21 protein-coding genes are annotated in these 23,902 nt (G+C 37.2%); 11 read left to right on the plus strand and 10 right to left on the minus strand.

From position 1 onward, the window contains the following. Positions 1-22: 22 nt before the first annotated feature. Entirely contained in the window at positions 23-259 is a 237-nt protein-coding gene (locus ABXZ36_RS10800; RefSeq protein WP_354615552.1) for a DUF3820 family protein, read from the minus strand. Positions 260-308: 49 nt separating this feature from the next. Here ABXZ36_RS10800 and ABXZ36_RS10805 point away from each other — a divergent pair, with 49 nt between their 5' ends. Further along, positions 309-1,175, plus strand: coding sequence for a hydroxypyruvate isomerase family protein (locus tag ABXZ36_RS10805; protein WP_354615553.1), 867 nt, complete (start codon positions 309-311; stop codon positions 1,173-1,175). A gap of 117 nt (positions 1,176-1,292) precedes the next feature. On the opposite strand, the gene ABXZ36_RS10810 is transcribed toward ABXZ36_RS10805, so the two are convergent. From ABXZ36_RS10810 to ABXZ36_RS10820, 3 genes are all read right to left on the minus strand, one after another. After that, the gene (locus ABXZ36_RS10810) at positions 1,293-3,446 is read right to left on the minus strand and encodes a LysM peptidoglycan-binding domain-containing protein (protein ID WP_354615554.1); all 2,154 of its coding nucleotides are present in this window, start codon (positions 3,444-3,446) and stop codon (positions 1,293-1,295) included. Positions 3,447-3,448: 2 nt separating this feature from the next. Next, positions 3,449-4,981 (minus strand): glutamine-hydrolyzing GMP synthase, encoded by a 1,533-nt coding sequence (guaA, locus tag ABXZ36_RS10815; RefSeq protein ID WP_354615556.1) that lies wholly within the window; start codon positions 4,979-4,981, stop codon positions 3,449-3,451. 75 nt (positions 4,982-5,056) lie between these two features. After that, entirely contained in the window at positions 5,057-6,427 is a 1,371-nt protein-coding gene (locus ABXZ36_RS10820) for a pyridoxal phosphate-dependent decarboxylase family protein (protein ID WP_354615557.1), read from the minus strand. A 266-nt stretch (positions 6,428-6,693) separates the two neighbouring features. On the opposite strand from ABXZ36_RS10820, the gene ABXZ36_RS10825 reads away from it, so the two are divergent. Continuing rightward, positions 6,694-7,239, plus strand: a complete 546-nt coding sequence (locus tag ABXZ36_RS10825) for a pyridoxamine 5'-phosphate oxidase family protein (RefSeq protein ID WP_354615559.1) — start codon at positions 6,694-6,696, stop codon at positions 7,237-7,239. Between the two features lie 44 nt (positions 7,240-7,283). Here ABXZ36_RS10825 and bshC read toward each other — a convergent pair whose 3' ends face one another. Continuing rightward, complete coding sequence (bshC, locus tag ABXZ36_RS10830) at positions 7,284-8,888, minus strand: bacillithiol biosynthesis cysteine-adding enzyme BshC (protein WP_354615560.1); 1,605 nt, start codon at positions 8,886-8,888, stop codon at positions 7,284-7,286. Positions 8,889-9,015: 127 nt separating this feature from the next. Here bshC and ABXZ36_RS10835 point away from each other — a divergent pair, with 127 nt between their 5' ends. The 4 genes from ABXZ36_RS10835 (at position 9,016) to ABXZ36_RS10850 (ending at position 14,738) form a co-directional block, all read left to right on the plus strand. Further along, entirely contained in the window at positions 9,016-11,463 is a 2,448-nt protein-coding gene (locus ABXZ36_RS10835; RefSeq protein WP_354615561.1) for a M14 family zinc carboxypeptidase, read from the plus strand. A gap of 46 nt (positions 11,464-11,509) precedes the next feature. Further along, entirely contained in the window at positions 11,510-12,586 is a 1,077-nt protein-coding gene (locus tag ABXZ36_RS10840; RefSeq protein ID WP_354615562.1) for a PAS domain-containing sensor histidine kinase, read from the plus strand. 82 nt (positions 12,587-12,668) lie between these two features. Beyond that, positions 12,669-13,235 (plus strand): PepSY domain-containing protein, encoded by a 567-nt coding sequence (locus tag ABXZ36_RS10845; RefSeq protein WP_354615563.1) that lies wholly within the window; start codon positions 12,669-12,671, stop codon positions 13,233-13,235. Between the two features lie 186 nt (positions 13,236-13,421). Beyond that, on the plus strand, positions 13,422-14,738 hold the full coding sequence (locus ABXZ36_RS10850) for a carboxypeptidase-like regulatory domain-containing protein (RefSeq protein WP_354615565.1): 1,317 nt from the start codon (positions 13,422-13,424) through the stop codon (positions 14,736-14,738). 112 nt (positions 14,739-14,850) lie between these two features. Here ABXZ36_RS10850 and rocD read toward each other — a convergent pair whose 3' ends face one another. Continuing rightward, the gene (gene rocD, locus ABXZ36_RS10855) at positions 14,851-16,134 is read right to left on the minus strand and encodes an ornithine--oxo-acid transaminase (RefSeq protein WP_354615566.1); all 1,284 of its coding nucleotides are present in this window, start codon (positions 16,132-16,134) and stop codon (positions 14,851-14,853) included. Between the two features lie 409 nt (positions 16,135-16,543). Here rocD and rlmD point away from each other — a divergent pair, with 409 nt between their 5' ends. From rlmD to ABXZ36_RS10870, 3 genes are read left to right on the plus strand one after another with little or no spacing between them, the layout of a single operon-like run. Then, positions 16,544-17,956 carry a 23S rRNA (uracil(1939)-C(5))-methyltransferase RlmD gene (gene rlmD / locus ABXZ36_RS10860; protein ID WP_354615567.1) on the plus strand — a complete coding sequence of 471 codons (1,413 nt, stop codon included), beginning with the start codon at positions 16,544-16,546 and terminating at the stop codon, positions 17,954-17,956. Between the two features lie 31 nt (positions 17,957-17,987). Beyond that, positions 17,988-18,494 (plus strand): DUF6452 family protein, encoded by a 507-nt coding sequence (locus ABXZ36_RS10865; protein ID WP_354615568.1) that lies wholly within the window; start codon positions 17,988-17,990, stop codon positions 18,492-18,494. Then, the gene (locus ABXZ36_RS10870; RefSeq protein WP_354615569.1) at positions 18,475-19,221 is read left to right on the plus strand and encodes a DUF6048 family protein; all 747 of its coding nucleotides are present in this window, start codon (positions 18,475-18,477) and stop codon (positions 19,219-19,221) included. The genes ABXZ36_RS10865 and ABXZ36_RS10870 overlap by 20 nt, the downstream gene beginning before the upstream one ends. 1 nt (position 19,222) lies before the next feature. Here the strand turns inward: ABXZ36_RS10870 and ABXZ36_RS10875 are convergent, their stop codons facing one another. Beyond that, positions 19,223-19,453: a hypothetical protein gene (locus ABXZ36_RS10875; RefSeq protein ID WP_354615571.1), complete on the minus strand. Its 231-nt coding sequence runs from the start codon at positions 19,451-19,453 to the stop codon at positions 19,223-19,225. Between the two features lie 3 nt (positions 19,454-19,456). Beyond that, the gene (locus ABXZ36_RS10880) at positions 19,457-20,620 is read right to left on the minus strand and encodes a THUMP domain-containing class I SAM-dependent RNA methyltransferase (RefSeq protein ID WP_354615573.1); all 1,164 of its coding nucleotides are present in this window, start codon (positions 20,618-20,620) and stop codon (positions 19,457-19,459) included. A gap of 76 nt (positions 20,621-20,696) precedes the next feature. Between ABXZ36_RS10880 and ABXZ36_RS10885 the strand changes: the two genes are divergently transcribed. Then, complete coding sequence (locus ABXZ36_RS10885; protein WP_354615575.1) at positions 20,697-21,368, plus strand: ZIP family metal transporter; 672 nt, start codon at positions 20,697-20,699, stop codon at positions 21,366-21,368. Then, positions 21,369-21,797 (plus strand): DUF4268 domain-containing protein, encoded by a 429-nt coding sequence (locus ABXZ36_RS10890; RefSeq protein WP_354615576.1) that lies wholly within the window; start codon positions 21,369-21,371, stop codon positions 21,795-21,797. It begins immediately after the preceding gene. Here ABXZ36_RS10890 and trhA read toward each other — a convergent pair. Together trhA and ABXZ36_RS10900 are read right to left on the minus strand one after the other, a co-directional pair. Then, positions 21,794-22,444: a PAQR family membrane homeostasis protein TrhA gene (gene trhA, locus ABXZ36_RS10895; protein ID WP_354615578.1), complete on the minus strand. Its 651-nt coding sequence runs from the start codon at positions 22,442-22,444 to the stop codon at positions 21,794-21,796. The genes ABXZ36_RS10890 and trhA overlap by 4 nt on opposite strands. Further along, positions 22,444-23,781 (minus strand): amidohydrolase family protein, encoded by a 1,338-nt coding sequence (locus ABXZ36_RS10900; protein ID WP_354615580.1) that lies wholly within the window; start codon positions 23,779-23,781, stop codon positions 22,444-22,446. The genes trhA and ABXZ36_RS10900 overlap by 1 nt, the downstream gene beginning before the upstream one ends. Positions 23,782-23,902 lie beyond the last annotated feature (121 nt).

The raw sequence follows: 23,902 nt of genomic DNA on the forward strand, positions 1-23,902 counted from the left end.
ACATTGCAGTCCGATAACACTGCTAATCTCTGGGAAAATCTTTTTGAATTTTCCTTATTAATCCTTCTAAGCCGTTAATTTTGATTTCCAGCATAGCTTTCAACAAGTTTCCCAGTTTTCCATCGGGAAATCCTTTTTGCTGAAACCATATTAAATAAGGCTCTGGAAGCTCTACCAAAAAGCGACCTTTATATTTACCAAATGGCATTTTATAATGAGCAAGTTCTATCAACTGCCTTTTATCTGGATATATGTTCATTAATTTAGAACTAAAACTTATCTTTCTTCCTGTAAAAAATATACTTATTATGAAAAGGCGCACTTTTATTGGCACTTCAGCTGTTGCAACTGTTGGAGTTCTGGCTTATCAGACCACAAATGCCCAAGAAGTAAAGCAAGATATAGAATTTAAACTAAAAAACAACATTAACCATAGTGTGTGCCATTGGTGTTTCGCTGATATCCCATTAGAAGACTTTTTAATAAAGTTAAATGAATTGAACATTAAAGCCGTGGATTTAATGGGACCTAAAGAATGGCCCCTTTTGAAGAAATTCAATATACATTCGGCTATGTGTAATGGGGCCGAAATAAATTTGACCGAAGGCTTTAACGATCCAGAGTATCATGAAACCCTAATAGATAACTATACTAAAATGATACCCTTGGTAGCAGCAGCAGGATATACCAATTTAATTTGCTTTAGCGGTAACCGAAGGGGAATGGATGATGAAACAGGCCTACAAAATTGTGCTACCGCCTTAAAAAAATTAATGCCTTTGGCAGAAAAACACGGGGTTGTAATTCAAATGGAACTATTTAACCAAAGGAACCACCCAGATTATATGGGAGATACCTCTGCCTGGGGTATAGAATTATGCAAGCAAATTGGCTCCGAAAACTTTAAACTCCTTTTTGATATATATCATATGCAGATCCAGGAAGGGGATATTATACAATCCATAAAAGATAACCATCACTATTTTGGACATTACCACACAGCCGGGGTTCCAGGCAGACATGAAATCAATGAAACCCAAGAATTGTATTACCCCGCCATTATGAAAGCTATTTTAGATACTGGCTATAAAGGATATGTAGCACAAGAATTTATCCCTGCTAGTACCGAGAAAATTGAAGCTTTAAAACAGGGTTTTTTAATATGTGATGTCTAAAGACCTTGCGCTAGCCATAGAAGGAAAATCATAGTCACGATTCCCTCAAACCTCTGCCTGTCTAAAAACGTATAATATATTGTGGTTAGTTTACAAACCCATTGGCAACACATTATGCTATTCTACCGCTATAATCATCATCTTATCATAGGACATGATATAGGCCGACTGATTATAGTAACCAGATGAGGTATCCTTTCTGTAGTTGAACTTATTGGCAGTATAGGAAGTCTCCCCTATATTTTTACCCGCTTCGAATAGATTGTTTTTATAAGCCAATTTTAAAAGGATATCAAATGTGATATCGAAACCTCGAACAGCGTAACGATCTGGTTCAATACCATATTTTCTTCTGTACATTTTCACAAAAGAATTGGAGCCTATCTCCTTTTCTATAGATGGATAGGTAAATCCTAGGTTGGAAAGGTGTGAACTGGAAATAACATCATTCTCAAAGGCCTTGTTTCTATTGGTTGTAAACATTTTAATCTTCACGGAATCGGCAATTGTTGAATTCAAAACAGAACTTACATGATAAATAGTATTGGCATTATCAGACTCTAGGAACACCCAATTTTGTTTCGCAGAAACTATTTGCTTCACCTTTTCTATATCCAATGAAATATTATTCTTCAAGTTGAGAATTTTAGCTTTTGGAAATTTTTCTAAAAGGATACGTTGAGTCCCTTTATTGTTTTCATCCGCTATAATAACTATGTTCTCTCCTGTCCTATTTTCATTGACATAGGTTATCATTTTATTTCTTAAAACTTCATCAGAAGGTATAGTGAAAAATACATTTCGCAAGCTTATATCACTATCCGAAGCAATAGGAGCAATCACAGGAACATCATATTGTGCGGCAGCCAAAGCCACCTCTTTAAGCGATTTAGAATCCAAAGGACCAATAATTGCACTTATATTGTTTAGATTTTCCCGCAACATGATATCCTTTGCCCTTGTGGCGTTCAACTGGGTATCAAAAGTTCTAACCCTAACAGAAACTCCCAATTTTTTAATGGAATCCAAGGCTACCATGGCACCAGTATAAATTCCGAGACTGTATTTGGTGTCTTTCCTGCCCGCCATGGAATCCTTGGCCATTTCCTTATTGGAAACATCTATTTTATCTGTTCTGAAAGGAAGTAAAAAAAGTAGATTGGGCCTATTTGTAGTTTGGATACTATCGATTAAGCTGAACCTATCAAGTATTAATGAGTTTTTTATTTGTAAATCTTGAGCCTTCGCTTTAGTAATTTTAAGAACCATCCCAGCTTTTAAACCATCATTTAGTTCTGGATTTAAAGCCAAAAGCTCTGCGTAGGTGACATTCAGCTTACGGGTTAATCTAAATTCATTTTCCTTTGGCTTCACCTCATAGAAAACGTATTTATCGGTATTGATTACCTCTTTAGGCGTTAAGTCCTTTTTAGGCAAGCGTATGATCATTCCTTCCTGCAGACCGCGGACTTTGACTTCGGGATTTAGTGATTTTATTTCATCTTCACTAACCCCAAATTGTTTTTCCAAATTGTAAAAGGTTTGTTTTGGCGTAACAACATATGATGTATATAATTGAATTTTCTGATTTTCAACGGTGCTCCCAGCAATTTTAGGCAATTTCAATTGTTGCCCCTCCATAAGGTAATTATTGGTCTTAGAAAGATCAGGATTTAACTCCAATAACTTATCTATAGTAATTCCATACGTATTGGCAATGCTCCACCTTGTTTCTTTAGGCTTTACCGTGTACATTTCAAAATCATCCGCGTTTTTAACAAGATCCTTAGGATTCAGACGTCTGAACTTTGGAATTCTCAAATTCATCCCTTTCTTAAGATTTCCAGAGTACAATTCTTTGTTATAACGCTTAAGATCTTCTATGGCAATATTGAACCTCTTCGCAATACCGTAAAGGGTATCTTTTCTTTTTACCTTGTAACTGGTAAAGCCTATTGGATTTTCTTGGATAACAGAATTTTCCGTAACAATTTCGGCTTGCCTACTTTTTACAACAGGGACATTGGCATCCGTAGCTTTTGATTCCATAGGAATTACCAGCACTGTATTAGCTACAAGGGGCTTTCCTTGGACGACTTCCTTATTGTATTTTAAGATATTAAAAGGTGTTACTTTATATTGTTTTGCAATACTTTCTAATGTTTCCCCTTTCTTAACTGCATGGGTCGCAAATTGCTGAGCGTTTATGTGTAAACATAAAAACAGCATAAAAAAGCCTGTGATGAGTATTTTAAAACGTGTACTGTTCATTCCTATTCCCATTCTATAGTTGCAGGTGGTTTAGAGCTTATGTCATAGACTACTCTATTAACCCCCCTCACTTTATTTATAATATCATTAGATGTTTTCTGCAAAAACTCATAAGGCAAATTCACCCAATCCGCAGTCATTCCATCTGTACTTTCTACAGCTCTTAAAGCTACACATTTTTCATAAGTTCTTTCATCACCCATTACCCCTACACTATTTACGGGTAAAAGAATAGCTCCGGCCTGCCAAACCTTATCATAAAGTCCCCATTCCTTTAATCCGTTGATAAAAATGGCATCAACTTCTTGTAAAATAGCTACTTTTTCTGGTGTAATATCTCCTAGGATACGAATTGCCAATCCAGGGCCAGGAAAGGGATGCCTTCCCAATAATGTCTTGTCAACACCCATACTGGCACCTACCCTACGAACCTCATCCTTGAATAACATTCGCAATGGCTCCACTACATTTAATTTCATAAAATCGGGCAAACCGCCTACATTATGATGACTTTTAATTGTTGCCGATGGTCCTCCCGTTGCTGAAACGGACTCTATCACATCCGGATAAATAGTCCCTTGCGCCAACCATTTAGCATCTTCTACTAAATGTGATTCTCCATCAAAAACCTCTATAAAAGCATTTCCAATTGCTTTCCTTTTTTTCTCAGGATCACTTACTCCAGCCAATGCATCCAAAAAGCGTGCCGAAGCATCAACGCCCTTAACATTCAGACCCATATCCTTATACTGGTGCAAAACATCTTCGAATTCATTTTTTCTCAAGAGTCCGTTATTCACAAAGATGCAATGTAAATGTTTTCCTATGGCCTTGTGCAATAAAATGGCGGCTACGGTAGAATCTACTCCTCCTGATAGTCCCAATATCACCTTGTCCTGTCCTATTTTTCTTTTCAATTCTTTTACCGTTGTCTCCACAAATGCATCAGGGGTCCAAGTCTGTGCAACTCCAGCGATATGTACCAGGAAATTCTCTAATAATTGCTTGCCATCAGTAGAGTGATACACCTCTGGATGGAATTGTATGGCATATGTTTCTTCTCCTTCAAATTTATAAGCGGCATTTTCCACATCATGCGTACTTGCCAATCTCGTAGTATTCTCAGGCAATTGCTTGATGGTATCTGCATGGCTCATCCACACTTGGCTCCCTTTGGATATTTTATCAAAAAATGGCTCATTTTCCTTCACATAAGACAAATTGGCCCTACCATATTCCCTTGTATTAGACCCTTCTACACTGCCACCATTAAAATGCGCCAAATACTGTGCCCCATAACAAACTCCCAAAAGTGGTTTTTTACCCCTGATTTGAGATAGATCTGGATGAGGAGCATCTTCTGCCCTTACAGAAAAGGGAGAACCTGATAGGATTACAGCCTTATATATTGAAAGGTCTTCAGGTAAATGATTGTATGGTTTAATTTCGCAGAAAATATTAAGTTCTCTAACCCTTCTTGCGATGAGTTGTGTGTATTGAGAACCAAAATCTAAAATGAGGACGTTATTTTGCATGGGCAAAAATAGTATTAAATTGAAAAACGTAAAGTTTAGAGAGCATTAATTTTTTAGGTTTTTTCTTCATTAGGCTTATTTCATGGAATCTAAAATGGCCCTTATATCGGATTCAGTCGTATCTGGGTTTATAAAACAGAAGCGGGCAACGGTTTCATAAACTCCTTGATTCTTCCATTTTGTAGGTGTAACCAATGCAAATCCGTCCCTATGGTTTTTATAGGTCCAATTTCTGTAGTCGTCCGGAGACCATCCTTTTCTTCTGAACAGTACGCAAGATAAGCTTGGCTCCCTTACCAATTCTACCTCAGGAGTTTCTTGAATAATAATGCCAGCCAAATTAGCAAGTTCTATCCCTTGTTGTACGGCCCACTCGTACTTATCCGTGCCGTGCATGGCCAAAGAGAACCACAAGGGGAGTCCCCTGACCCTTCTGGTCAATTGGATTTGGTAATCAGAAGGGTTAAATCCGTGTGCCCCTTCATCCTTAAAAATATCCAAATACGATCCTTCTTGGGAATGAGCCTCTTTTGCCAATTCTGGATTTCTATAAAGTATTGCTCCACAATCATAGGGCGAAAACAACCATTTATGGGGATCTATAGTAATACTATTGGCGCGTTCTATCCCTTTAAAAAGCGGTCTAGCCGATTTAGAGGCCAAAGCACCACCTCCGTATGCGGCATCTACATGAAACCACAAACCTTCCTGTTCACAAATAGCACCTATCCCATCTAAGTCATCTATAATGCCCGCATTGGTAGTACCCCCTGTGGCAACTATGGCGAACAATCTTTTTCTCTGATCAGGCGTGAGTTCCTTTAAGGCGTTAGATAACATCGTGGCCGACATACTATCTTCGGTTTCGACCAGAATAACATCTGCATCTATAACCTTGGCCATGGACTTTATGGAGGAATGCGCTCCGCTAGAAGTTATGATCAAGGCCTTTTCATTACGATTGTCAGGGTTCTTCCTCCAATGTTCACGTGCCGTAACCATGGCTGATAAATTGGCAGCTGTACCACCACTGGTAAATACGCCAAAGGCTGGCTTAGGAAGTCCTGTTAGGGATACCAACCACTTCATGGCCTCGTTTTCACAAAAGATACCTCCGGCACCTTCCATCCAATAAGCACCGTGAATACTGGAAGCCGAAGTGACCAAATCGAACATAATTGCAGCTCTTGTAGGGGATGCTGGCACAAATGCTAAATGTCTGGGATGATCAATGGGCACTGTTGCTTTTATTAGAACATCTTTAAAAAGATCAAATGCCTTTTCTCCACCTATTCCTGCTGATGTAATGGTTTCCCCCACCAGACTTCTCAATTCTTCTTCTTTTTTGGGCTGTCCTAATTCTGGAGCAGTTTTCGTGATTCTATTGATGACATATTTCATGACATCCAATGTCATTTCCACCAGTTCTATATCTATATTATGCATTTAGTAAAGGGCTTTTAACAAAGGTAGTATTTTGTGCCACTTTTCAACCCGTAGGTGTATTTGATTTACTTGATTCGTAAACGCAAAAAAGCTCGGAAACCACCCCGAGCTTTTAAATCGATCCCGATTAAAATCGGAAAAACTAACCTAACTACTATTATTTGAAACCTATGCTTTTTGCACTGTCTATAGCTATAACAACTTATAAACAAAATACCCTACCCTATTCTTTTATTTTTTACCTTTATTATTGGAAATTGATGACCATGAAAGCTACTTTTTTTAAAGAACTACAAGCGGAAATTCAAAAAGGAGCAACGGAAAAAGGGCACCCTTTCCGCTATTGCACACTTGCTACCGTAGGATTAGACAATATGGCTAGATTACGTACTATTGTTCTCCGTAAAGCCACAGATGAATTGATTCTTACATTTTTCACCGATAAGCGTTCAAAAAAAATCATCCACATAAAAGAAAACAAAAAAGTAAGTTTACTGTTCTATCATCCAAAAAAACTATTACAAATACGTATTGAAGGTTTAGCGATAGTGAACAATGATAGTAAAAGCAAAAAATCACTATGGGATGCTGTTCCCGAAGCCTCCAAAAAAGATTATACCACATCAGAAGCTCCTGGAAAAGAAATTAAAGATCCGGATATCATAGAATATTTAAAGGACGAAGATCATTTTTGTGTAGTAGAAATCCATCCCTTCAAAATAGAGTACTTAAAGCTAAAAAGACCTAATCACATTAGGGTCCGATATTCTAAAACCAAGTCTGACTGGGATGGCAAATTTCTAGTGCCCTAGAACTTAGTGTTATGTTCTACCTCCATCACCATAGTGGCAATAAGTTAATCCATAGTCAGAATATTGAACTCACCAGAAAGGGGTTTTAATTCTTTCATAAGTACAGGGATTAATTCCTTCCCATATTCCAAATAAAGTTCCGAAAAATTTAAATTACGTTCTTGTAGCGATTTATTGGGAAACAACTCATTCTGAATTTCCGTCATCCGCACCACATGGTCCTTCAATTTGCGTTTTTGAGCTTTTAGAAGTCTCTTTTCCAAATTATCCAACCCTTTTAGCTGCTTTACCTCCTGTGCTTTAACAGCACCTAGAAAGGACTTATCTGTCTGTTCCGCCAAGGCATATAGTTCTTGGAACTGCTCCTGCAGATTCCGTCTTTGTGGAGAGAAATCTATATCAATATTAGAAATATTCCTGATCTTTTTATTAATAAAACTATTTTGCTTTAAAAACAGATCTTCAATATCAAGATTGAGCTTGGTTAGTTTTTTACCTTGTTTTTGTGTAATGACCAAAGCTGAATTCCTTAAAAGTAAGATGGGAAACGTTATTCCCATTTCTTCAAAAGAGGATTTCAATTCCAACCAATAGGCTAATTCACCCCCACCTCCGATATAACAAAGATTTGGCAAAATAATTTCTTGGTATAAGGGCCTAGAGATCACATTAGGAGAGAATCGCTCCGGATAATTTTCTAGTTCTTTTAGCACCTCCTCTTCAGTGAACCTTAAATCAGTATCATTTATGTAAAACAAACCATTCTCTTCAATGATCCGTTCCCTAACTCCATCCTTTAAATAGAAATAATTGATTTCCCTTGGATTTACCTGAATACCATAATTCTCAGGTAACTGTTCTAACTTTTGGGAGGTTTCGGAAACAGCTTTGTACCCCGAATTTTCCAAGATGTCCATTTTGGCATAGGGCACCAATAATTTTTTGAGTTCTCTGTCATCACCATCCACAATGACCAATCCATATTCACCAAATAGTTCATTGGCCAAATACCTTGTTGCATCGGTAAGGTTGCTGTGTTCCAAATATGCTTTTTTGAATAGCGCCTTTAATTCCTCTGCATTTTGGCCCATACCAATTTCTAAGGAAAACATGTCATAAATATCATCCAGACCATCCGTGTTTAAGTGACCAACGGCACCGGAGGCTATTTTGTTCCATTGCAATTTTTTGCCCTTGAAATTGAAGTAATTGATTTCGTCAAAATCATGATCTTCGGTGGCCATCCAATAAACGGGCACAAAATTGTAGTTGGGATATACTTCTTTTAATTGCTGGGTTAGATTGATGGTTGAAATAATCTTGTACAAAAAATACAATGGACCTGTAAAAAGATTCAATTGATGTCCGGTCACCACAGTGAAGGTCGATTTGTCCTTCAATAGTTCGATATGCAATTCGGTTGATCTTGAAATATCAATATTCGCATATTGCCTTTTCATTGCACCGTTGAGGACCGTCCTATTTTCAATTGGGAAATTGGCCTGCTTCTCTAATAGTTGATCCTTGAAATTATCTAAACTCGAGAATCGATTAAAAAACGGCTTCAGGGTTTCCTTTTCGTCTAAATAATCGCAAATCAAATTGGAAAAATATCCTGTTTTTTTAAAAGGTATACAGTCGCTTTTCATAGAGGCAGCTTAAAATCTGGGTAAAGTTAAAATTATTGGAATTTTGAGTTCCTAAAAATACGTTAAGATGTTTACAAATTGTAGAGTTATTGTTAGATTTGGAAAATAACAAACCACACTTCCCAATATGAAGCAATTAGTACTCTTTGCCTGTTTTTTATATTCTATTTCTGCAATCTCCCAAGATATCAAATCCCCATCGGAATTTTTGGGATACGAATTGGGCACGCAATTTACCCGTCACCACGAAGTAGTAGATTATTATGAATATTTGGCAGAGGTGGCTCCTGATCGTGTACAACTAACCATTTATGGCAAAACCAATGAGCGCAGACCTTTGTTACTGGCCTATGTATCCTCTGCCGACAATATTAAAAACTTGGAAAGTATTAGGGAAGAACATTTAAAAACTACCACAGGGACCGGTAATGCTTCTAAAGCTATTGTTTGGCTTAGTTATAATGTGCACGGCAATGAAAGCGTAAGCACCGAAGCTTCCATGCAGACCATATATGAGCTTTTGACCAACAAAGCGAACTATTTGGAAAATACAGTAGTAATTATAGATCCCTGTATTAACCCAGATGGCCGTGATCGTTATGTCAACTGGTATAACGAAAACAAAAACACCCCAAACAATGTTGATCCCAACAGCAAAGAGCACCACGAAGGTTGGCTAAGTGGCCGAGCCAATCATTATATGTTCGACCTTAACCGCGACTGGGCGTGGCTAACACAAGTGGAAAGCCAACAACGCTTAAAAATGTACAACCAGTGGCTTCCCCATGTACATGTGGACTTCCACGAACAAGGGGTGAACAATCCATATTATTTTGCTCCGGCAGCAGAACCATTCCATGAGGTAATCACAGATTTTCAAAGGGATTTTCAAGTAACTATTGGTAAAAACCATGCAAAATATTTCGACGCCAAAGGTTGGTTCTACTTCACCAAAGAAGTATTTGACCTATTGTATCCCAGTTATGGGGATACCTACCCAATGTACAATGGTTCTATAGGAATGACTTATGAACAAGGAGGGAGTGGACGCGCAGGATTAGGTGTTATTACAGCGATAGGGGATACCCTTACTTTAAAAGATAGAATAGAACATCACTTTACCACTGGGATTTCTACAGTTGAGGTAGCTGCAGCTAACGCTCAAAAATTAAATGACGAATTCAAGAAATTTTACCAACCTAAGAATTACAAGTATAAGAGTTATGTCCTTAACGGAGATGGAGATAAAATAAGGGCACTAACATCGCTTTTGGACCAACATCATATAGAATACGGTGCAGGCAACGGTTCTTCGGTTAAAGGTTTTGATTATGCCTCAGGTAAAACAGGCAGTACCAAAACATCCTCAAACAGCTTGGTGGTCTCTACCAACCAGACAAAAGGAACGCTGGTAAAAGTATTGTTTGAACCTAATGCTAAACTAAGCGATTCTCTAACCTATGACATTACAGCTTGGTCCTTGCCGTATGCCTATGGATTGGATGCCATTGCTTCCGAAAGTTTAGTGCAAATCAACAAATCTTCTACCGATAAGAATGTGGCTATTTCTCTTGATCCAAAAGCATATGCATATATTACCGATTGGAATAGCATGGACGATGCCCGTTTTTTGGCAGATTTGTTAAAAGAAGAGGTACGAGTGCGATACACAGAAAAACCATTTACATTAAACGGTAAAAAGTACGACAGGGGAAGTTTAATCATAACCAATACAGACAACAAATACAAAAAAGGCTTCCTTAGCTTATTAGAGGAATCCGCAAAAAAGAACAATAAGACCCTCACAGCAACCAATACTGGTTTTGTGGACAATGGAAAGGATTTTGGTTCTTCTTCTGTATCGATGATTTCTGATACTAAAATTGCTGTTCTCAGAGGAGAACCGACAAGTACATTACAATTTGGAGAAATTTGGCACTTTTTTGAACAACAGCTAAATTATCCAGTATCTATTTTAGATAGTGATTATTGGAACCAAGTAGATCTTTCCAAATACGATGTACTAGTATTACCTGATGGTTATTACGGAAACTCCTTGGATGAAGATCAGTTACAACGCCTTAAAGATTGGGTTAAAAGTGGCGGCAAACTTATTGCCATGGGAGGGGCTATTAATGGTATAGATGGTGAAAAGGGGTTCGGAATAAAAGCAAGAGAAACAAAAAAGGATACTACTCTAACCTTAGAATCCTATGACATTTCTGAGAGAGAGAGCATCAAAAATACCATCACAGGGGCTATTTTCAAAACCAAGGTAGATAATACTCATCCTTTAGCATACGGATACAAAGACACCTATTTCTCCTTAAAATTAGGGGATGACGCTTATGAATATTTAGACAATGGAACCGCAGTCTACCTTGATAAAGATACTGCTCCTGTTGCAGGCTTCGCAGGGAGCGATGCACAGAAAAAAATTGGCAAAACCTTAATTTTTGGAGTAGAAAACTACGGACGAGGCCAAGTAGTTTATATGGTTGACAACCCTTTGTTTAGGGGATTTTGGGAAAATGGAAAACTCTTCTTTGTGAACGCTCTATTTATGGTAAACTAAATATATATTTCTAAAAATATATTTTTAAAAACACAACACTTAGCGCATGCAAGAAGTAAGCAAAGATTACGATTTGGAGATGTTTTTTGAGATCTCAGAAGATTTTCTTTGCATAGCAGGGTATGACGGTTATTTCAAAAGAGTAAATCCTGCTTTTTTAAAGGCACTGGGCTATTCCAAAAAGGAAATATTCTCAAAACCTATAGATAAATTTATTTTTCCTGAAGACAGGACTAGAACGAATACACAAAGAGAGGGCCTAATAAAAAATACCTCCCTCTTCCATTTTGAGAATCGTTATGTCACAAAAAATAAAAATATTATTTGGCTTTCATGGACCTCAATTCCCTTGGCCAAGGATAAGTTAGTTTATGCTATTGCCAAGGACATCACCTTTAAAAAACAAATGGAAGAGGAACGTTATCATCTTCTTTCCAATTTACATAAAAGAAATAAAGATCTAAAGCAATTATCCTATAGAACATCACATGATCTAAGATCTCCAGTAAATAATATCATGGCGCTAATTGACTTGATGGATATTTCCAAAATAGAAGACGAAGACACTTTGGAACTTATATCACTTTTAAAATTATCAACCGAAGGCTTAAAAATAAATTTGAATGAGTTTGTGGATGACATATCCCAAAATGACCACGGTCTCCTTATTTCTCTAGAAGAGTTAAATATTACCAAATGTTTGGAAACTGTAAGAAAGTCTATTAATTATTTAATAGATTGTTCTAATACTACATTCAAAATTAATTTTTTAGACGTAAATACTGTAAAATTTAATAAAACCTATCTTGAAAGTATTTTCCTGAACCTTATTACCAATTCAATCAAATATACAAAACCCAATCATTCCCCAGCAATAGCCATTACTACCAAGAAAATTGGCAATGACATCCAAATAATATTTACTGATCAGGGACTAGGTTTTGATATGGATAAAGACAAAAAGAAGATATTTGGACTTAATGAAAAATTTCACCACCATGCAGATAGCAAAGGGGTAGGCCTCTATTTAATCTACAATTATATTACCAGTTTAAGAGGAGAGATTGAAGTGGAAAGCAAAATTAATGAGGGGGCCACTTTTATTATTACAATTCCCAATTAAATCAATATTTGAAAACTACACTTCAAGTCTAAATTTCAACGGAGAGTTTTCCAAATTTAAACTAAGAAGACCTTAAAAACAGATGCGCAATCCTACCAAGAGACAAAAACAAGCTAGAATATTACGAATTTTCAGGAAAGTGCACAGGACTATGGGTGCTTTGCTCTTTTCATTTTTTTTTATAATTTCCATCTCAGGGATACTTCTTGGATGGAAAAAAAACAGTGGGGGCTATATCTTGGCAGAGACTCAAAAAGGCGTTTCTTCCAATTTGGCAGACTGGCAATCATTAGACCTATTACATCAAAAAGCGGTAGGAATTTTTAGGGATTCAATTTCCCCATTGGATCATATCGAGGTAGATCGAATGGAAGTCAGAAAAGACAAGGGTATAGTTAAATTTACTTTTGAAAATAGTTTCTGGGGTATCCAATTAGACGGCACTACAGGAAAATTACTACGTATAGAAATACGGCGTGGTGACTATATTGAGAAAATACATGATGGCTCACTACTCGATTATTATTTTGAGACTCAGAATGGACAATTTAAACTAATATACACCACCATCATGGGCGTGGCACTTTTTATTTTTACGACTACAGGGTTTTGGCTATGGTACGGACCTAAAAGGATGCGCAAGAATTAACACACTTCTTAAGGCCTATTTTCTTGAAGTTTACATGACAACCATCTCAATTTATCAATCTTTGATATAATATTCTATAGTTCCATAGAAATCAATTAAAAAAATAGCGAATTTGGCCAATTATAGCTAACTTAGAGTATAAATACTATTCATTTTAAAAAAAATACTTCTTAAAATATTGCTATAATGTTTCAATATAACCTAAAATTTCAAAGAAAATTTCTTTCAGCGGCAGTAATAGTAATGCTATTTATTGGAGTCCAAAATACCTATGCCAATTTTTATCTCCAAGAAGAGCTTAATTACAATATGTACAGTGGGGAAATCTTGGATAGTGACTCAAAAAAGCCTTTGGTATTCGCTACACTAACCTTAGAGGGTACTAACATAAGTACGGTTACCAACACAGAAGGCACATTTTCACTTAAAATACCCAAAAACACAGTTCAAGGAAATATTGCCATCTCGTTTCTAGGCTATAAAACCAAAATAGTTCCCCTCAATGAACTACGTCCGGAAAAAAATGAGATCATGATGGATATGTCTACCATTGAACTCACGGAGGTTAATGTTATTGTCCCTAAAAGTGCAGAAGGTTTAGTTCGTGAAACATTCGCTAATAAAGGTGAAAATTATTTTAAAGACCCTACAATAGTAACAGCCTTTTATAGGGAGACCATAAAAAAGAGACGAAAAAACGTATCTCTGTCTGAAGCTGTGGTCACTATTTACAAGGCTCCATATGATATCTCAAAGAGAGACGCCATACAGTTATACAAGGCCCGAAAAAGCACGGATTACAGCAAATTAGATACCGTAGCTCTAAAATTAGAAGGTGGCCCTTTTAATGCCCTCTATGTGGACATCATTAAATATCCAGATTATATTTTTAGCGATGAAGACTTCTCCAAATATTCCTTTAGCTTCGACCAATCCACAAGAGTAAATGACCGCCTTATTTATGTGGTGAATTTTGAGCAACATAATTATATAGACGAGCCCTTGTACAAAGGGAAACTTTATATAGATTCTGAAAATAAAATCCTTAGGAGTGCCGTATATACCTTAAACATTACAGATGTAGAAAAGGCCTCTAGACTATTTGTGCGCAAAAAGCCCGCTAACGCTAATGTTTGGCCCACAGATGTAGCATATAGGGTAGACTATAGAGAAAAGGATGGCCGATGGTATTACGGATACAGCAACGTATTGTTAGAGTTTAAAATTAATTGGGATGACCGATTATTTAATTCCGTTTACAGCATGACTGCTGAAATGGCTGTAACTGATTGGGAAATAAATACCGAAAAGTCTACCCTAAAGGCAAGGGAAAAAATGAAATCCCGAATTATTATGAGTGATGAGGCTAGTGGCTTTTCGGATCCTGAATTTTGGGGAGAATACAATATTATTGAACCCGAAAAATCTATAGAATCTGCTATTAAAAAAATACAACGACAATTAAGAAAATCAAATTCAAAAAATGATTCTACCGCTCTTTAATGCCTTAAAGCAGCCTAATAATTATACTTTATTGAAGCCTTGGAGTTTCAGTTCTCAAAACAAAAAAGCGGCTTTTATTTAAAAAGCGGCTTTTTTGTTTTTCAAAAGACTACTATTCACTTTTAAAATTTTTCAAGGTAGTTGTTATAATAGACACACAATCCAATAACTGATCCCTAGTAATAACCAAAGGTGGGGCAAAACGAATGATGTTACCATGCGTAGGTTTTGCCAAAAGTCCATTTTCCTTAAGGGCCATACAAATGTCCCATGCGGTCGTACTATCTTCCGTATCATTTATTAAAATAGCATTCAAAAGGCCCTTTCCTCTTACTGCATTTATCAAGGAGCATGTAGGTATAAATTTGTTCAATTCTTCACGAAACAATTCCCCTAGTTCAAAAGCATTTTGCGCAAGTTTCTCCTCTTTGATAACCTCTAATGCTGCTATGCCCACAGCTGCTGCTACTGGATTACCGCCAAACGTACTTCCGTGGTTACCTGGTCTTATAACACTCATGATATGGTCATTTGCTAATACACCTGACACTGGATAAGCTCCTCCAGAAAGTGCTTTCCCCAAAATTAATATATCGGGTTTCACTTCCGGAGTTCCACTACAGTGCTTATCTGCACAAGTACAATTTCCACAAGTAGCTAATAACCTTCCTGTTCTTGCAATTCCTGTCTGAACTTCATCAGCAATAAAAAGAACATTGTGCTCTTCACACAAGGCCTTTGCTTTAGCAAGATACCCCTCAGAAGGAACAAAAACTCCTGCCTCTCCTTGAATTGGTTCTACAAGAAATCCTGCAATATTCTTATTGCCCTTCAACGCAGTTTCCAAGGCCTCCAAATTATCATATTCTATCTTAATGAATCCTTGTGTATAAGGGCCAAAATGCTTTCTTGCCACTTCATCATTTGAAAAAGAGATGATTGTTGTGGTTCGCCCATGAAAATTGTTCTCGCAAACAATTATTTCTGCTTTATTTTCAGGGATTCCTTTTTTCTCATAAGCCCACTTCCTGCATATTTTAAGTGCCGTTTCTACCGCCTCAGCGCCAGTATTCATAGGCAACAATTTATCGAACCCAAAGGTCTCTGATGCGTATTTCTCAAATTTTCCGAGCATATCATTATAAAATGCTCTTGATGTTAGTGTTAGTGTTTTTGCTTGCTCCATCATTGCCCCAACAATTTTTGGATGACAGTGGCCTTGATTGACCGCGGAATAGGCCGATAAGAAATCGTAATATTTCTTGCCCTCAATATCCCATACATGGACACCTTCTCCTCTGCTCAATACCACAGGTAATGGATGGTAATTGTGTGCTCCGTATTCGTTCTCCAATGATATGGCATCCTCAGAAGTTACTATTTCTAAAACTGACATGATTTCTACTTTTTAAATAAAACTTATATGATTCCTGCTTAAGGAGAGAAATCATCCTATGAAGTAATTGCAAATTACAAATAATTATGGGGATTATAAAGTTTATTAACGCTTAGTTATGTCCTATAGCTCTTTAGTATTAGCGCAATAACTAACAATTCAATTTGAAAATGGCGAAGAAAATGAATTTATCCCATTGCGGAAATCAGTCTATCATTTCCAAATGCAGAAATAAAAATAGCAGGTAACATATGTAAATATGATCCATCTATCATTAAGCTTCCATAAAATATAGCAGTATCAGAACCAAAAACCTATGTTCCTGTTAAATTGAAGAACTCTTATAACTTTAGATAGATTTTAGGACAGAGGTCCCTATAATTCTATAAAAAGATTTTACTTTTGCCACATGCGTAAAAAGAACAAAAGACAGGTCTTCGAAAATGTACAGGTGGTAGATGCAGGGGCCAAGGGAAAAACAATAGGCAAGGCACCAGACGGCCGGGTTATATTTCTAACCAACGCGGTTCCAGGTGATGTTGTTGATGTGCAGACCACAAAAAAAAGAAAAGCATACTTTGAAGGTAACGCCATAAAATTCCATACTTTATCTGATAAAAGGACAACACCAGAATGTCAACATTTTGGAGTTTGTGGAGGCTGCAAATGGCAAGATATGGCCTACGAGCACCAATTGTTCTACAAACAAAAGGAGGTAGAAAATAACTTAATACGCATTGGTCATTTAGAATTACCTACAATTACTCCAATTTTAGGTTCCGAAAAACAATATTTTTATAGGAATAAAATGGAATTCTCTTTCTCAGATAGCCGATGGCTCACCTATGATGAAATTAATTCCAAAGCCGAAATAGATGATAGAAATGCCCTCGGTTTTCATATTCCAGGGATGTGGGACAAAATCCTTGACATTAAAAAATGTCATTTACAGGCAGATCCTTCCAATGCCATACGTTTAGGGATCAAGGATTTCGCAAATAAACACGAGCTTCCTTTTTTTAACCCCAGAAACCAAGAAGGACTATTACGTACGCTAATGATTAGAACCTCTTCTAATGGTGAAATTATGGTTTTAGTGCAATTCTTCGAAGATAACGAGGAACAACGTACACTTTTAATGGATTTTATTAAGGAATCATTTCCAGAGATCACTTCCTTATTGTACGTGATCAACCAAAAGCAGAACGATACGATCTACGATCAAAAAATTGAATGTTACGCCGGGCGTGATCATATTTTTGAAGAAATGGAAGGATTAAAGTTCAAGATAAACGCCAAATCCTTTTATCAAACAAATTCGGACCAGGCGTACGAACTTTATAAAATAACCAGAGATTTTGCGGGACTTACAGGAGATGAATTGGTTTATGATCTATATACTGGAACAGGAACCATCGCTCAATTTGTAGCAGAAAAAGCCAAGAAAGTAGTTGGGATAGAGGCTGTTCCAGTAGCTATTGAAGATGCAAAAGCCAATGCAAAGCTAAACAATATAGAAAATGTTGCCTTTTTTGCTGGAGATATGAAAAACATCTTCAACCCAGGGTTTATTGCTATGAATGGCAAACCTGATGTTATCATCACAGATCCACCAAGAGATGGTATGCATAAGGATGTAGTGCAACAAATATTGAATATAGCCCCAAAAAAAATAGTTTATGTAAGCTGCAATAGTGCTACACAAGCGAGGGATTTAGAATTAATGAAAGACCTTTATAAAATCACTAAATTACAATCCGTGGATATGTTCCCACAAACACACCACGTAGAAAATGTTGTACTTTTGGAAAAACGAGCCTAACTTCAAATTGTAGATAAATTCAATTTTGTACATGAAAAAAATTCTTGCCATTGGCGCCATTTTATTAATCATCATTTCTTTTGCTGCTTGTGAGAAAGATGATATTTGTGTAGATGGGGATACCCCCCTATTGGTTATAGGCTTTTACGATATTAACGATACAACCACAACCAAAATAGTGACCCAATTAAGAGTCGCAGGAATAGATCAGCAGTTTACCGTCAATACAGTAGCAGACAGATCCAATTTGGATCTAGTAGAAATGCCATTACGAATAAATAGTCCATCCACCTCTTTTGTTTTAATATCAAATTCTACCTCTAATACTTCAAACGAAGAAACTGGAAATTCAGATGTTATTACATTTAATTATGAAACTAATGAGGTATTCGTATCACGCGCATGTGGGTTTATCGCCAATTATGATAACCTAAATGGAATGCTAACTACAGATGCTGACAACTGGATAAAAGGAGTGGAAATAGTTCAAACAACTATAAACGATCAAGCTACAGCTCATGTTAAGATATTTCATTAGTATTTTCTTCCTTTTGGGTTTCGTTCTAGGACATGCTCAGAGCAAATCTATTGACCTACAACCAAAAGATACCATAGTAAAAAAAGAATCCTACGGGCTACGTGTAGGGGCGGATCTTAGTAGATTAGCACTATCTTTTTTTAATGAAAACTATACAGGCCTGGAACTCGTAGGTGATTATAGACTTACTCAAAAACTCTTTCTTGCTGCAGAACTTGGTAATGAAGATAGAACGAAGCAGGAAGACTTATATAACTTTACTTCTTCAGGGAGTTATATCAAAGCAGGAGTGGATTACAATACCTACCTGAATTGGTACGGTATGGACAACACTATCTTTTTGGGTGGAAGGTACGCTATAAGCACGTTTAGTCAGACTTTGAACAATTATAATGTATTTGATAGTAATAGATATTGGAACGAAGTCAATTTCGCCGATGGGCAATCCCCAGGTCAGGAATTTAGCGGCTTAAATGCCTCATGGTTAGAATTGGTCTTTGGTACTAAGGTAGAGCTATTTGCCAATATTTATTTGGGGGCTAGTGTACGCTTGGGATATTTGGTTACCCAAAAACAAGCGGATGAATTTCCAAATTTATGGATACCAGGATTCAATAAGGTTACCGATGGTAGTAAATTTGGTGCCAGCTACAACTATTCGCTTTCCTACTTTATTCCGCTTTACAAAAAGGTGAAAAAGTCAACAAAAAAGGAAATTGAAAAGTAAGTCAGACCTCCTTAACCCCTTTTGTAAAAATCCATTTTACAAATAACTTTTCTCCAGCCTTAGTCTTGGTCGCAGCAAATTTTGGAGCCAAAACAGTCGCTACAATAGCCGCTACAATTGCAAAAGCAATGCTTTCGCTGGAAAATATCCACACCAAGGCGAATCGGAGTACCACAAACAGGATGGCAAATCCTATAAAATTAAAAATAAGAGCCCTAAATTTTGGTTTCATATTCTAGGACGGTTGGTTAAACTTGGCTTTTTTACTTCCTTCGTACATGACATACTTTACCAACTTCGATTCTAAGTGGCTGTTAAAAACCTTTATCTTTCTAGATGGCCGTAAACCTACAAACTTTAACGCCTCCAAATTGGAAGTGATAAACCAGGCATCGGTCCCTGGATATTTTTGTTTCAAGGTGTCTCCAATGGAAGCATAAAAACTTTCCATTTCTATATCCAAACGCTCTCCATATGGGGGGTTGAACACCATATGTAAATGCTTTTCTGTAAACTTATCGGTTTCAAAAAAGTTCTTTCTATCAATTGTAATGTACTCTGATAAGTTCGCATTAGTAACATTGTCCTTAGCTTTTGCTACAGCCGAAGGTGCTTTGTCATAACCAAAGATCTTGAAATGGAACTCCCTTGTTTTGTTTAAACTAGCATCAATAATCCTTTCAAAAAGCTCCTCGTCAAAATCGGACCATTTTTCAAAGGCAAATTCCTTTCTATTAATATTAGCCGGTATATTACAGGCTATCATTGCCGCTTCTGTTAAAAAAGTACCACTCCCGCACATAGGGTCTAGAAAATCACATTGTCCGTCCCAGCCACTCAATAGCAGTAATCCTGCAGCCAAGACTTCATTGATAGGAGCTATATTGGTAGCTGTACGATATCCCCTTTGGTGTAAGGATCTACCTGAGGTATCCAAAGACACATTACAGTGTTCTTTTTGGATATGAATATTTAATCGGACATCTGGAAATTTTATATCCACGTCTGGCCTACGACCATCGGTATCTCTAAATTTATCCACAATGGCATCCTTAACTTTTTGTGAAACATATAAGGAGTGGGTGAAATTCTCTGAATTGATTGTGGTATCAATGGCAAAAGTAGTGTCCGCTGTAAGATACGCACTCCAATCCATCTGATATATTTTCTTATATAGGTCGTTCTCATCTATTACATTGAAAGAATGTACAGGTTTCACTATTTTAATAGCAGTCCTTAAAGAAAGATTGGCTTTATACATAAAACCTTTATCGCCTTCAAAAGAAACACTTCTAACTCCTTCTTCTACATTGCTTGCCCCTAGATTACGCAATTCCTTTGCTAATATCTCCTCAAAACCAAACATGGTTTTGGCCACCATTTTAAAATTATTGTCCATACTTACTTTAAAGAATACCGCAAAAATACATTAATTTTACCCCAATTACACCGTACAGAGCACTAACCTATACTACATGATCTATTTATTACCCATACTAGCGGTATTATTAAGTTTTGCCTTTGTTTTCATAGTAAAACCCAAGAACAAAGAGTCCATTAAATTGATTTTAGCCTTTAGCGGGGCCTTTCTTTTGGCTTTGACAGTATTTGAACTATTTCCAGAGGCCTACGCCAATTCCGATCCTAAAACCATTGGTGTTTGCGTTATGCTAGGTATTTTACTTCAGATATTTCTGGAGTTCTTCTCCAAAGGGGCAGAACATGGACATGTACATTTGGATATTGAAAAAACAAATTTTCCATGGCTGCTATTCATCAGTCTTTCCATTCACTCCCTATTGGAAGGAGTTCCTATAGAAAAACATGAAACAATACTTTATGGCATCTTGGTACACAAAGTCCCCATTGCCATAATTTTGAGCATATTTTTTATCAATTCAAAGATCAAGCTACTCAATGCAGTGTTTTTTATTGTGTTGTTTGCCATTATGACCCCTCTTGGAAGCCTATTGGCGGCCAATATGCAAATAATAGAGCAATACTACGCCCCAATTACGGCTGTGGTAATAGGTGTATTTCTCCATATTTCCACGGTTATACTATTTGAAAGCTCGGAGGGGCATAAGTTTAATTTAAGAAAATTAGTGGTAATCATCATCGGTATAGCCATCGCCTATCTCTTATAAATGTTCAGTAAGGAAGCATCGCGAAAACTACGAGAGGACTTTTGGGTATCCTTTGGAAAGTCTTTTCCAACAAAATGGATCCTATACAATACTAAGGTAAAAGACTTTGCCTTTAAGTTCCATTTTGACACCAAAATGGCTATAGTTTCCTTGGATTTAGATCACCATGATTTGGAGAAAAGAATAGAACTGTGGGAAAGACTTTTAAGCTTAAAGTCCATTTTAAAGGAAGAGTATCTACCTGATGCAATTTTCAATGATTCCTATATTTTGGAGAATCAGAAAGAAATATCTAGAATCTATGTGGATTTAGAGGGGGGTTCCATTCATAATAAAGACAGTTGGCAAAAGACCATGGTCTTCTTAAATGAAAACATGCTACAATTTGAAGCATTTTTTGAAGAATACCAGGACATTCTGATTAGTTAAACCACATCTAAATATATAAACAACCAATGGCTAATGGCACCGCCCAATACTAAAAAATGCCATATCAAGTGGTTATAAGGGATTTTTCTGATGGCATAGAATAAAATTCCAATAGTGTAAAAAGCACCGCCCAACATCAGTAGATGTATTCCCATTTGGGAGGTATTTTCCAATAAATTAGGGTAATCCAGAACAATGAGCCAGCCCATGGCCAAATAAAGAAATAAGGAAAGCATTTCAAACCTACCCGTATAAAACACTTTAAAAAGAGCACCTACCAAGGCTATTCCCCAAACGGTATAAAAAATAAGAAACCCATTTCCACTGGCTAGGGATATCAAAGCCACTGGAGTATACGTCCCTGCAATTAAAAAATAAATGCTAACATGGTCTACAATCCGCAACCTTCTTTTTAATTCCAAGTTGGAAACATAGTGGTACAAGGTAGAGGCCGAAAACAGCAAAATTATGGTGAAACTATAGATCAATATAGCTAAGGTGGCATTGTCCGTTTTACCACTATTATTCAGTAGAAGGAAAAAGGCACCTACAATTCCAAGAAAAACACCTAAGGCATGGGAATACGTATGGAGCCTTTCCTCTTTTTCAAATGATCCATTGTTTATGGTTTCTACCCTACTCCCCACTATTTATAACGTTTTCCATGCTTAATGACCATATCCACATCTTGCAGTAAGCTGATATACCGCAGCACATCCCCATCTACAGCAATGATATCTGCATATTTCCCAGGGGTAATAGTGCCCACTTCATCGGCCACGCCCATCCAAAGTGAAGGCCAATACGTGGCTGCCCTTATGGCGTACATGGGATCTATCCCAAATTCATTTACCCAAACATCTAATTCGTTCCAAGTAGATTGGCTATGGAATTTCATGGGGATACCACTATCCGTTCCTATCATTAAAACTACCCCTGCGTCCATTAATTGTTTAATTTTTGTTTGAAGGGTAGGCTTCCTAATGGGAGTCAATTGAAAATAGGGTAATCTATCTGGGTGGGTGATACTATTTTTAATATCTACGATAACGCTATCGGGTAATCCCAAATGCCAGGAATCATTGTCCAATTTTTCAGGGTGATCCCTCACATATTCATAATTATACAGTCCTTCTACGGTAGGGCACCAAAATAAGGGCCCTAAATTCATTTGTGCAGTCCGTTCCTTAATCAGTTCCATGATATCAGCCGGATATTCCGGTGCAGAGGACAAACCCGTATGCTCAAAACAATCTACCCCAACTTGCAACCCTCTACGAATTTCATTAGGCCTATGTCCATGGGCTACTACCTTTAATTTATTTTTATGGGCCTCATCTACTACGGCTTTTAGCTCTGCCATGGTCATTTGGTCATGATCTATCAATTTGACCAGATCTACCCCTGCTTTCGCAAGCTTTCTGATTTTTTCCCGCCCATCTTCAGGACTGGTGACTCCCCACCTAAAATCTTCAGTACCCGGATAAGGTTGATGCTGTATGAATGGTCCAGACACATACAAAGTAGCACCTGGAATTTCACCTTTATTGATGGCATCCCTAACGGCAATACTTTCTTCGAGTGGACCTCCTAAGTCTCTAGCACTGGTTACACCTGCCATTAATAATTGATGGGCAGATGAAGGCATAATCACATCCTCTAACAATGGCGGATACGTCTTATCCCAATACTCATAATCGGAATGTCCATTAATCATGGTATGTACGTGCATATCCCATAAACCTGGAAGGACCGTCATACCTTCTGTAGATATTACCTCTGCATTGGCCGGAATCGGGGTGTCCGTAATGGTACCAACGGTTATTATTTTTTCCCCTTCGATGATCACCACGCTATTTTTAATAGGATCAGAGCCAAAACCATCAATTAAGGTACCTCCAACGAGGGCCTTTAATTGATTTTCTTGCGCTAGGGATAAAAAACAGGTAAGGATAAAAAGGACAGACGTAAGTTTTTTATTCATTTGGTATGGTTTTGACTATCCTAAATATAGGGCAAAAAAAAATCCCGACCACACATGTGATCGGGATTCTCCAAAAAAAGGCGGCGACCTACTCTCCCACTTGGTATAGCAGTACCATCGG

The sequence above is a fragment of the Sediminicola arcticus genome, from assembly GCF_040566695.1.
GTDB lineage: Bacteria > Bacteroidota > Bacteroidia > Flavobacteriales > Flavobacteriaceae > Sediminicola > Sediminicola arcticus.

Bases quoted from the DNA above. Each gene is read 5' to 3' on its own strand.
- ABXZ36_RS10800 (WP_354615552.1), bottom strand. From the start codon at position 259: ATGAACATATATCCAGATAAAAGGCAGTTGATAGAACTTGCTCATTAT.
- ABXZ36_RS10805 (WP_354615553.1), top strand. From the start codon at position 309: ATGAAAAGGCGCACTTTTATTGGCACTTCAGCTGTTGCAACTGTTGGA.
- ABXZ36_RS10810 (WP_354615554.1), bottom strand. From the start codon at position 3,446: ATGAACAGTACACGTTTTAAAATACTCATCACAGGCTTTTTTATGCTG.
- guaA (WP_354615556.1), bottom strand. From the start codon at position 4,981: ATGCAAAATAACGTCCTCATTTTAGATTTTGGTTCTCAATACACACAA.
- ABXZ36_RS10820 (WP_354615557.1), bottom strand. From the start codon at position 6,427: ATGCATAATATAGATATAGAACTGGTGGAAATGACATTGGATGTCATG.
- ABXZ36_RS10825 (WP_354615559.1), top strand. From the start codon at position 6,694: ATGAAAGCTACTTTTTTTAAAGAACTACAAGCGGAAATTCAAAAAGGA.
- bshC (WP_354615560.1), bottom strand. From the start codon at position 8,888: ATGAAAAGCGACTGTATACCTTTTAAAAAAACAGGATATTTTTCCAAT.
- ABXZ36_RS10835 (WP_354615561.1), top strand. From the start codon at position 9,016: ATGAAGCAATTAGTACTCTTTGCCTGTTTTTTATATTCTATTTCTGCA.
- ABXZ36_RS10840 (WP_354615562.1), top strand. From the start codon at position 11,510: ATGCAAGAAGTAAGCAAAGATTACGATTTGGAGATGTTTTTTGAGATC.
- ABXZ36_RS10845 (WP_354615563.1), top strand. From the start codon at position 12,669: ATGCGCAATCCTACCAAGAGACAAAAACAAGCTAGAATATTACGAATT.
- ABXZ36_RS10850 (WP_354615565.1), top strand. From the start codon at position 13,422: ATGTTTCAATATAACCTAAAATTTCAAAGAAAATTTCTTTCAGCGGCA.
- rocD (WP_354615566.1), bottom strand. From the start codon at position 16,134: ATGTCAGTTTTAGAAATAGTAACTTCTGAGGATGCCATATCATTGGAG.
- rlmD (WP_354615567.1), top strand. From the start codon at position 16,544: ATGCGTAAAAAGAACAAAAGACAGGTCTTCGAAAATGTACAGGTGGTA.
- ABXZ36_RS10865 (WP_354615568.1), top strand. From the start codon at position 17,988: ATGAAAAAAATTCTTGCCATTGGCGCCATTTTATTAATCATCATTTCT.
- ABXZ36_RS10870 (WP_354615569.1), top strand. From the start codon at position 18,475: ATGTTAAGATATTTCATTAGTATTTTCTTCCTTTTGGGTTTCGTTCTA.
- ABXZ36_RS10875 (WP_354615571.1), bottom strand. From the start codon at position 19,453: ATGAAACCAAAATTTAGGGCTCTTATTTTTAATTTTATAGGATTTGCC.
- ABXZ36_RS10880 (WP_354615573.1), bottom strand. From the start codon at position 20,620: ATGGACAATAATTTTAAAATGGTGGCCAAAACCATGTTTGGTTTTGAG.
- ABXZ36_RS10885 (WP_354615575.1), top strand. From the start codon at position 20,697: ATGATCTATTTATTACCCATACTAGCGGTATTATTAAGTTTTGCCTTT.
- ABXZ36_RS10890 (WP_354615576.1), top strand. From the start codon at position 21,369: ATGTTCAGTAAGGAAGCATCGCGAAAACTACGAGAGGACTTTTGGGTA.
- ABXZ36_RS10900 (WP_354615580.1), bottom strand. From the start codon at position 23,781: ATGAATAAAAAACTTACGTCTGTCCTTTTTATCCTTACCTGTTTTTTA.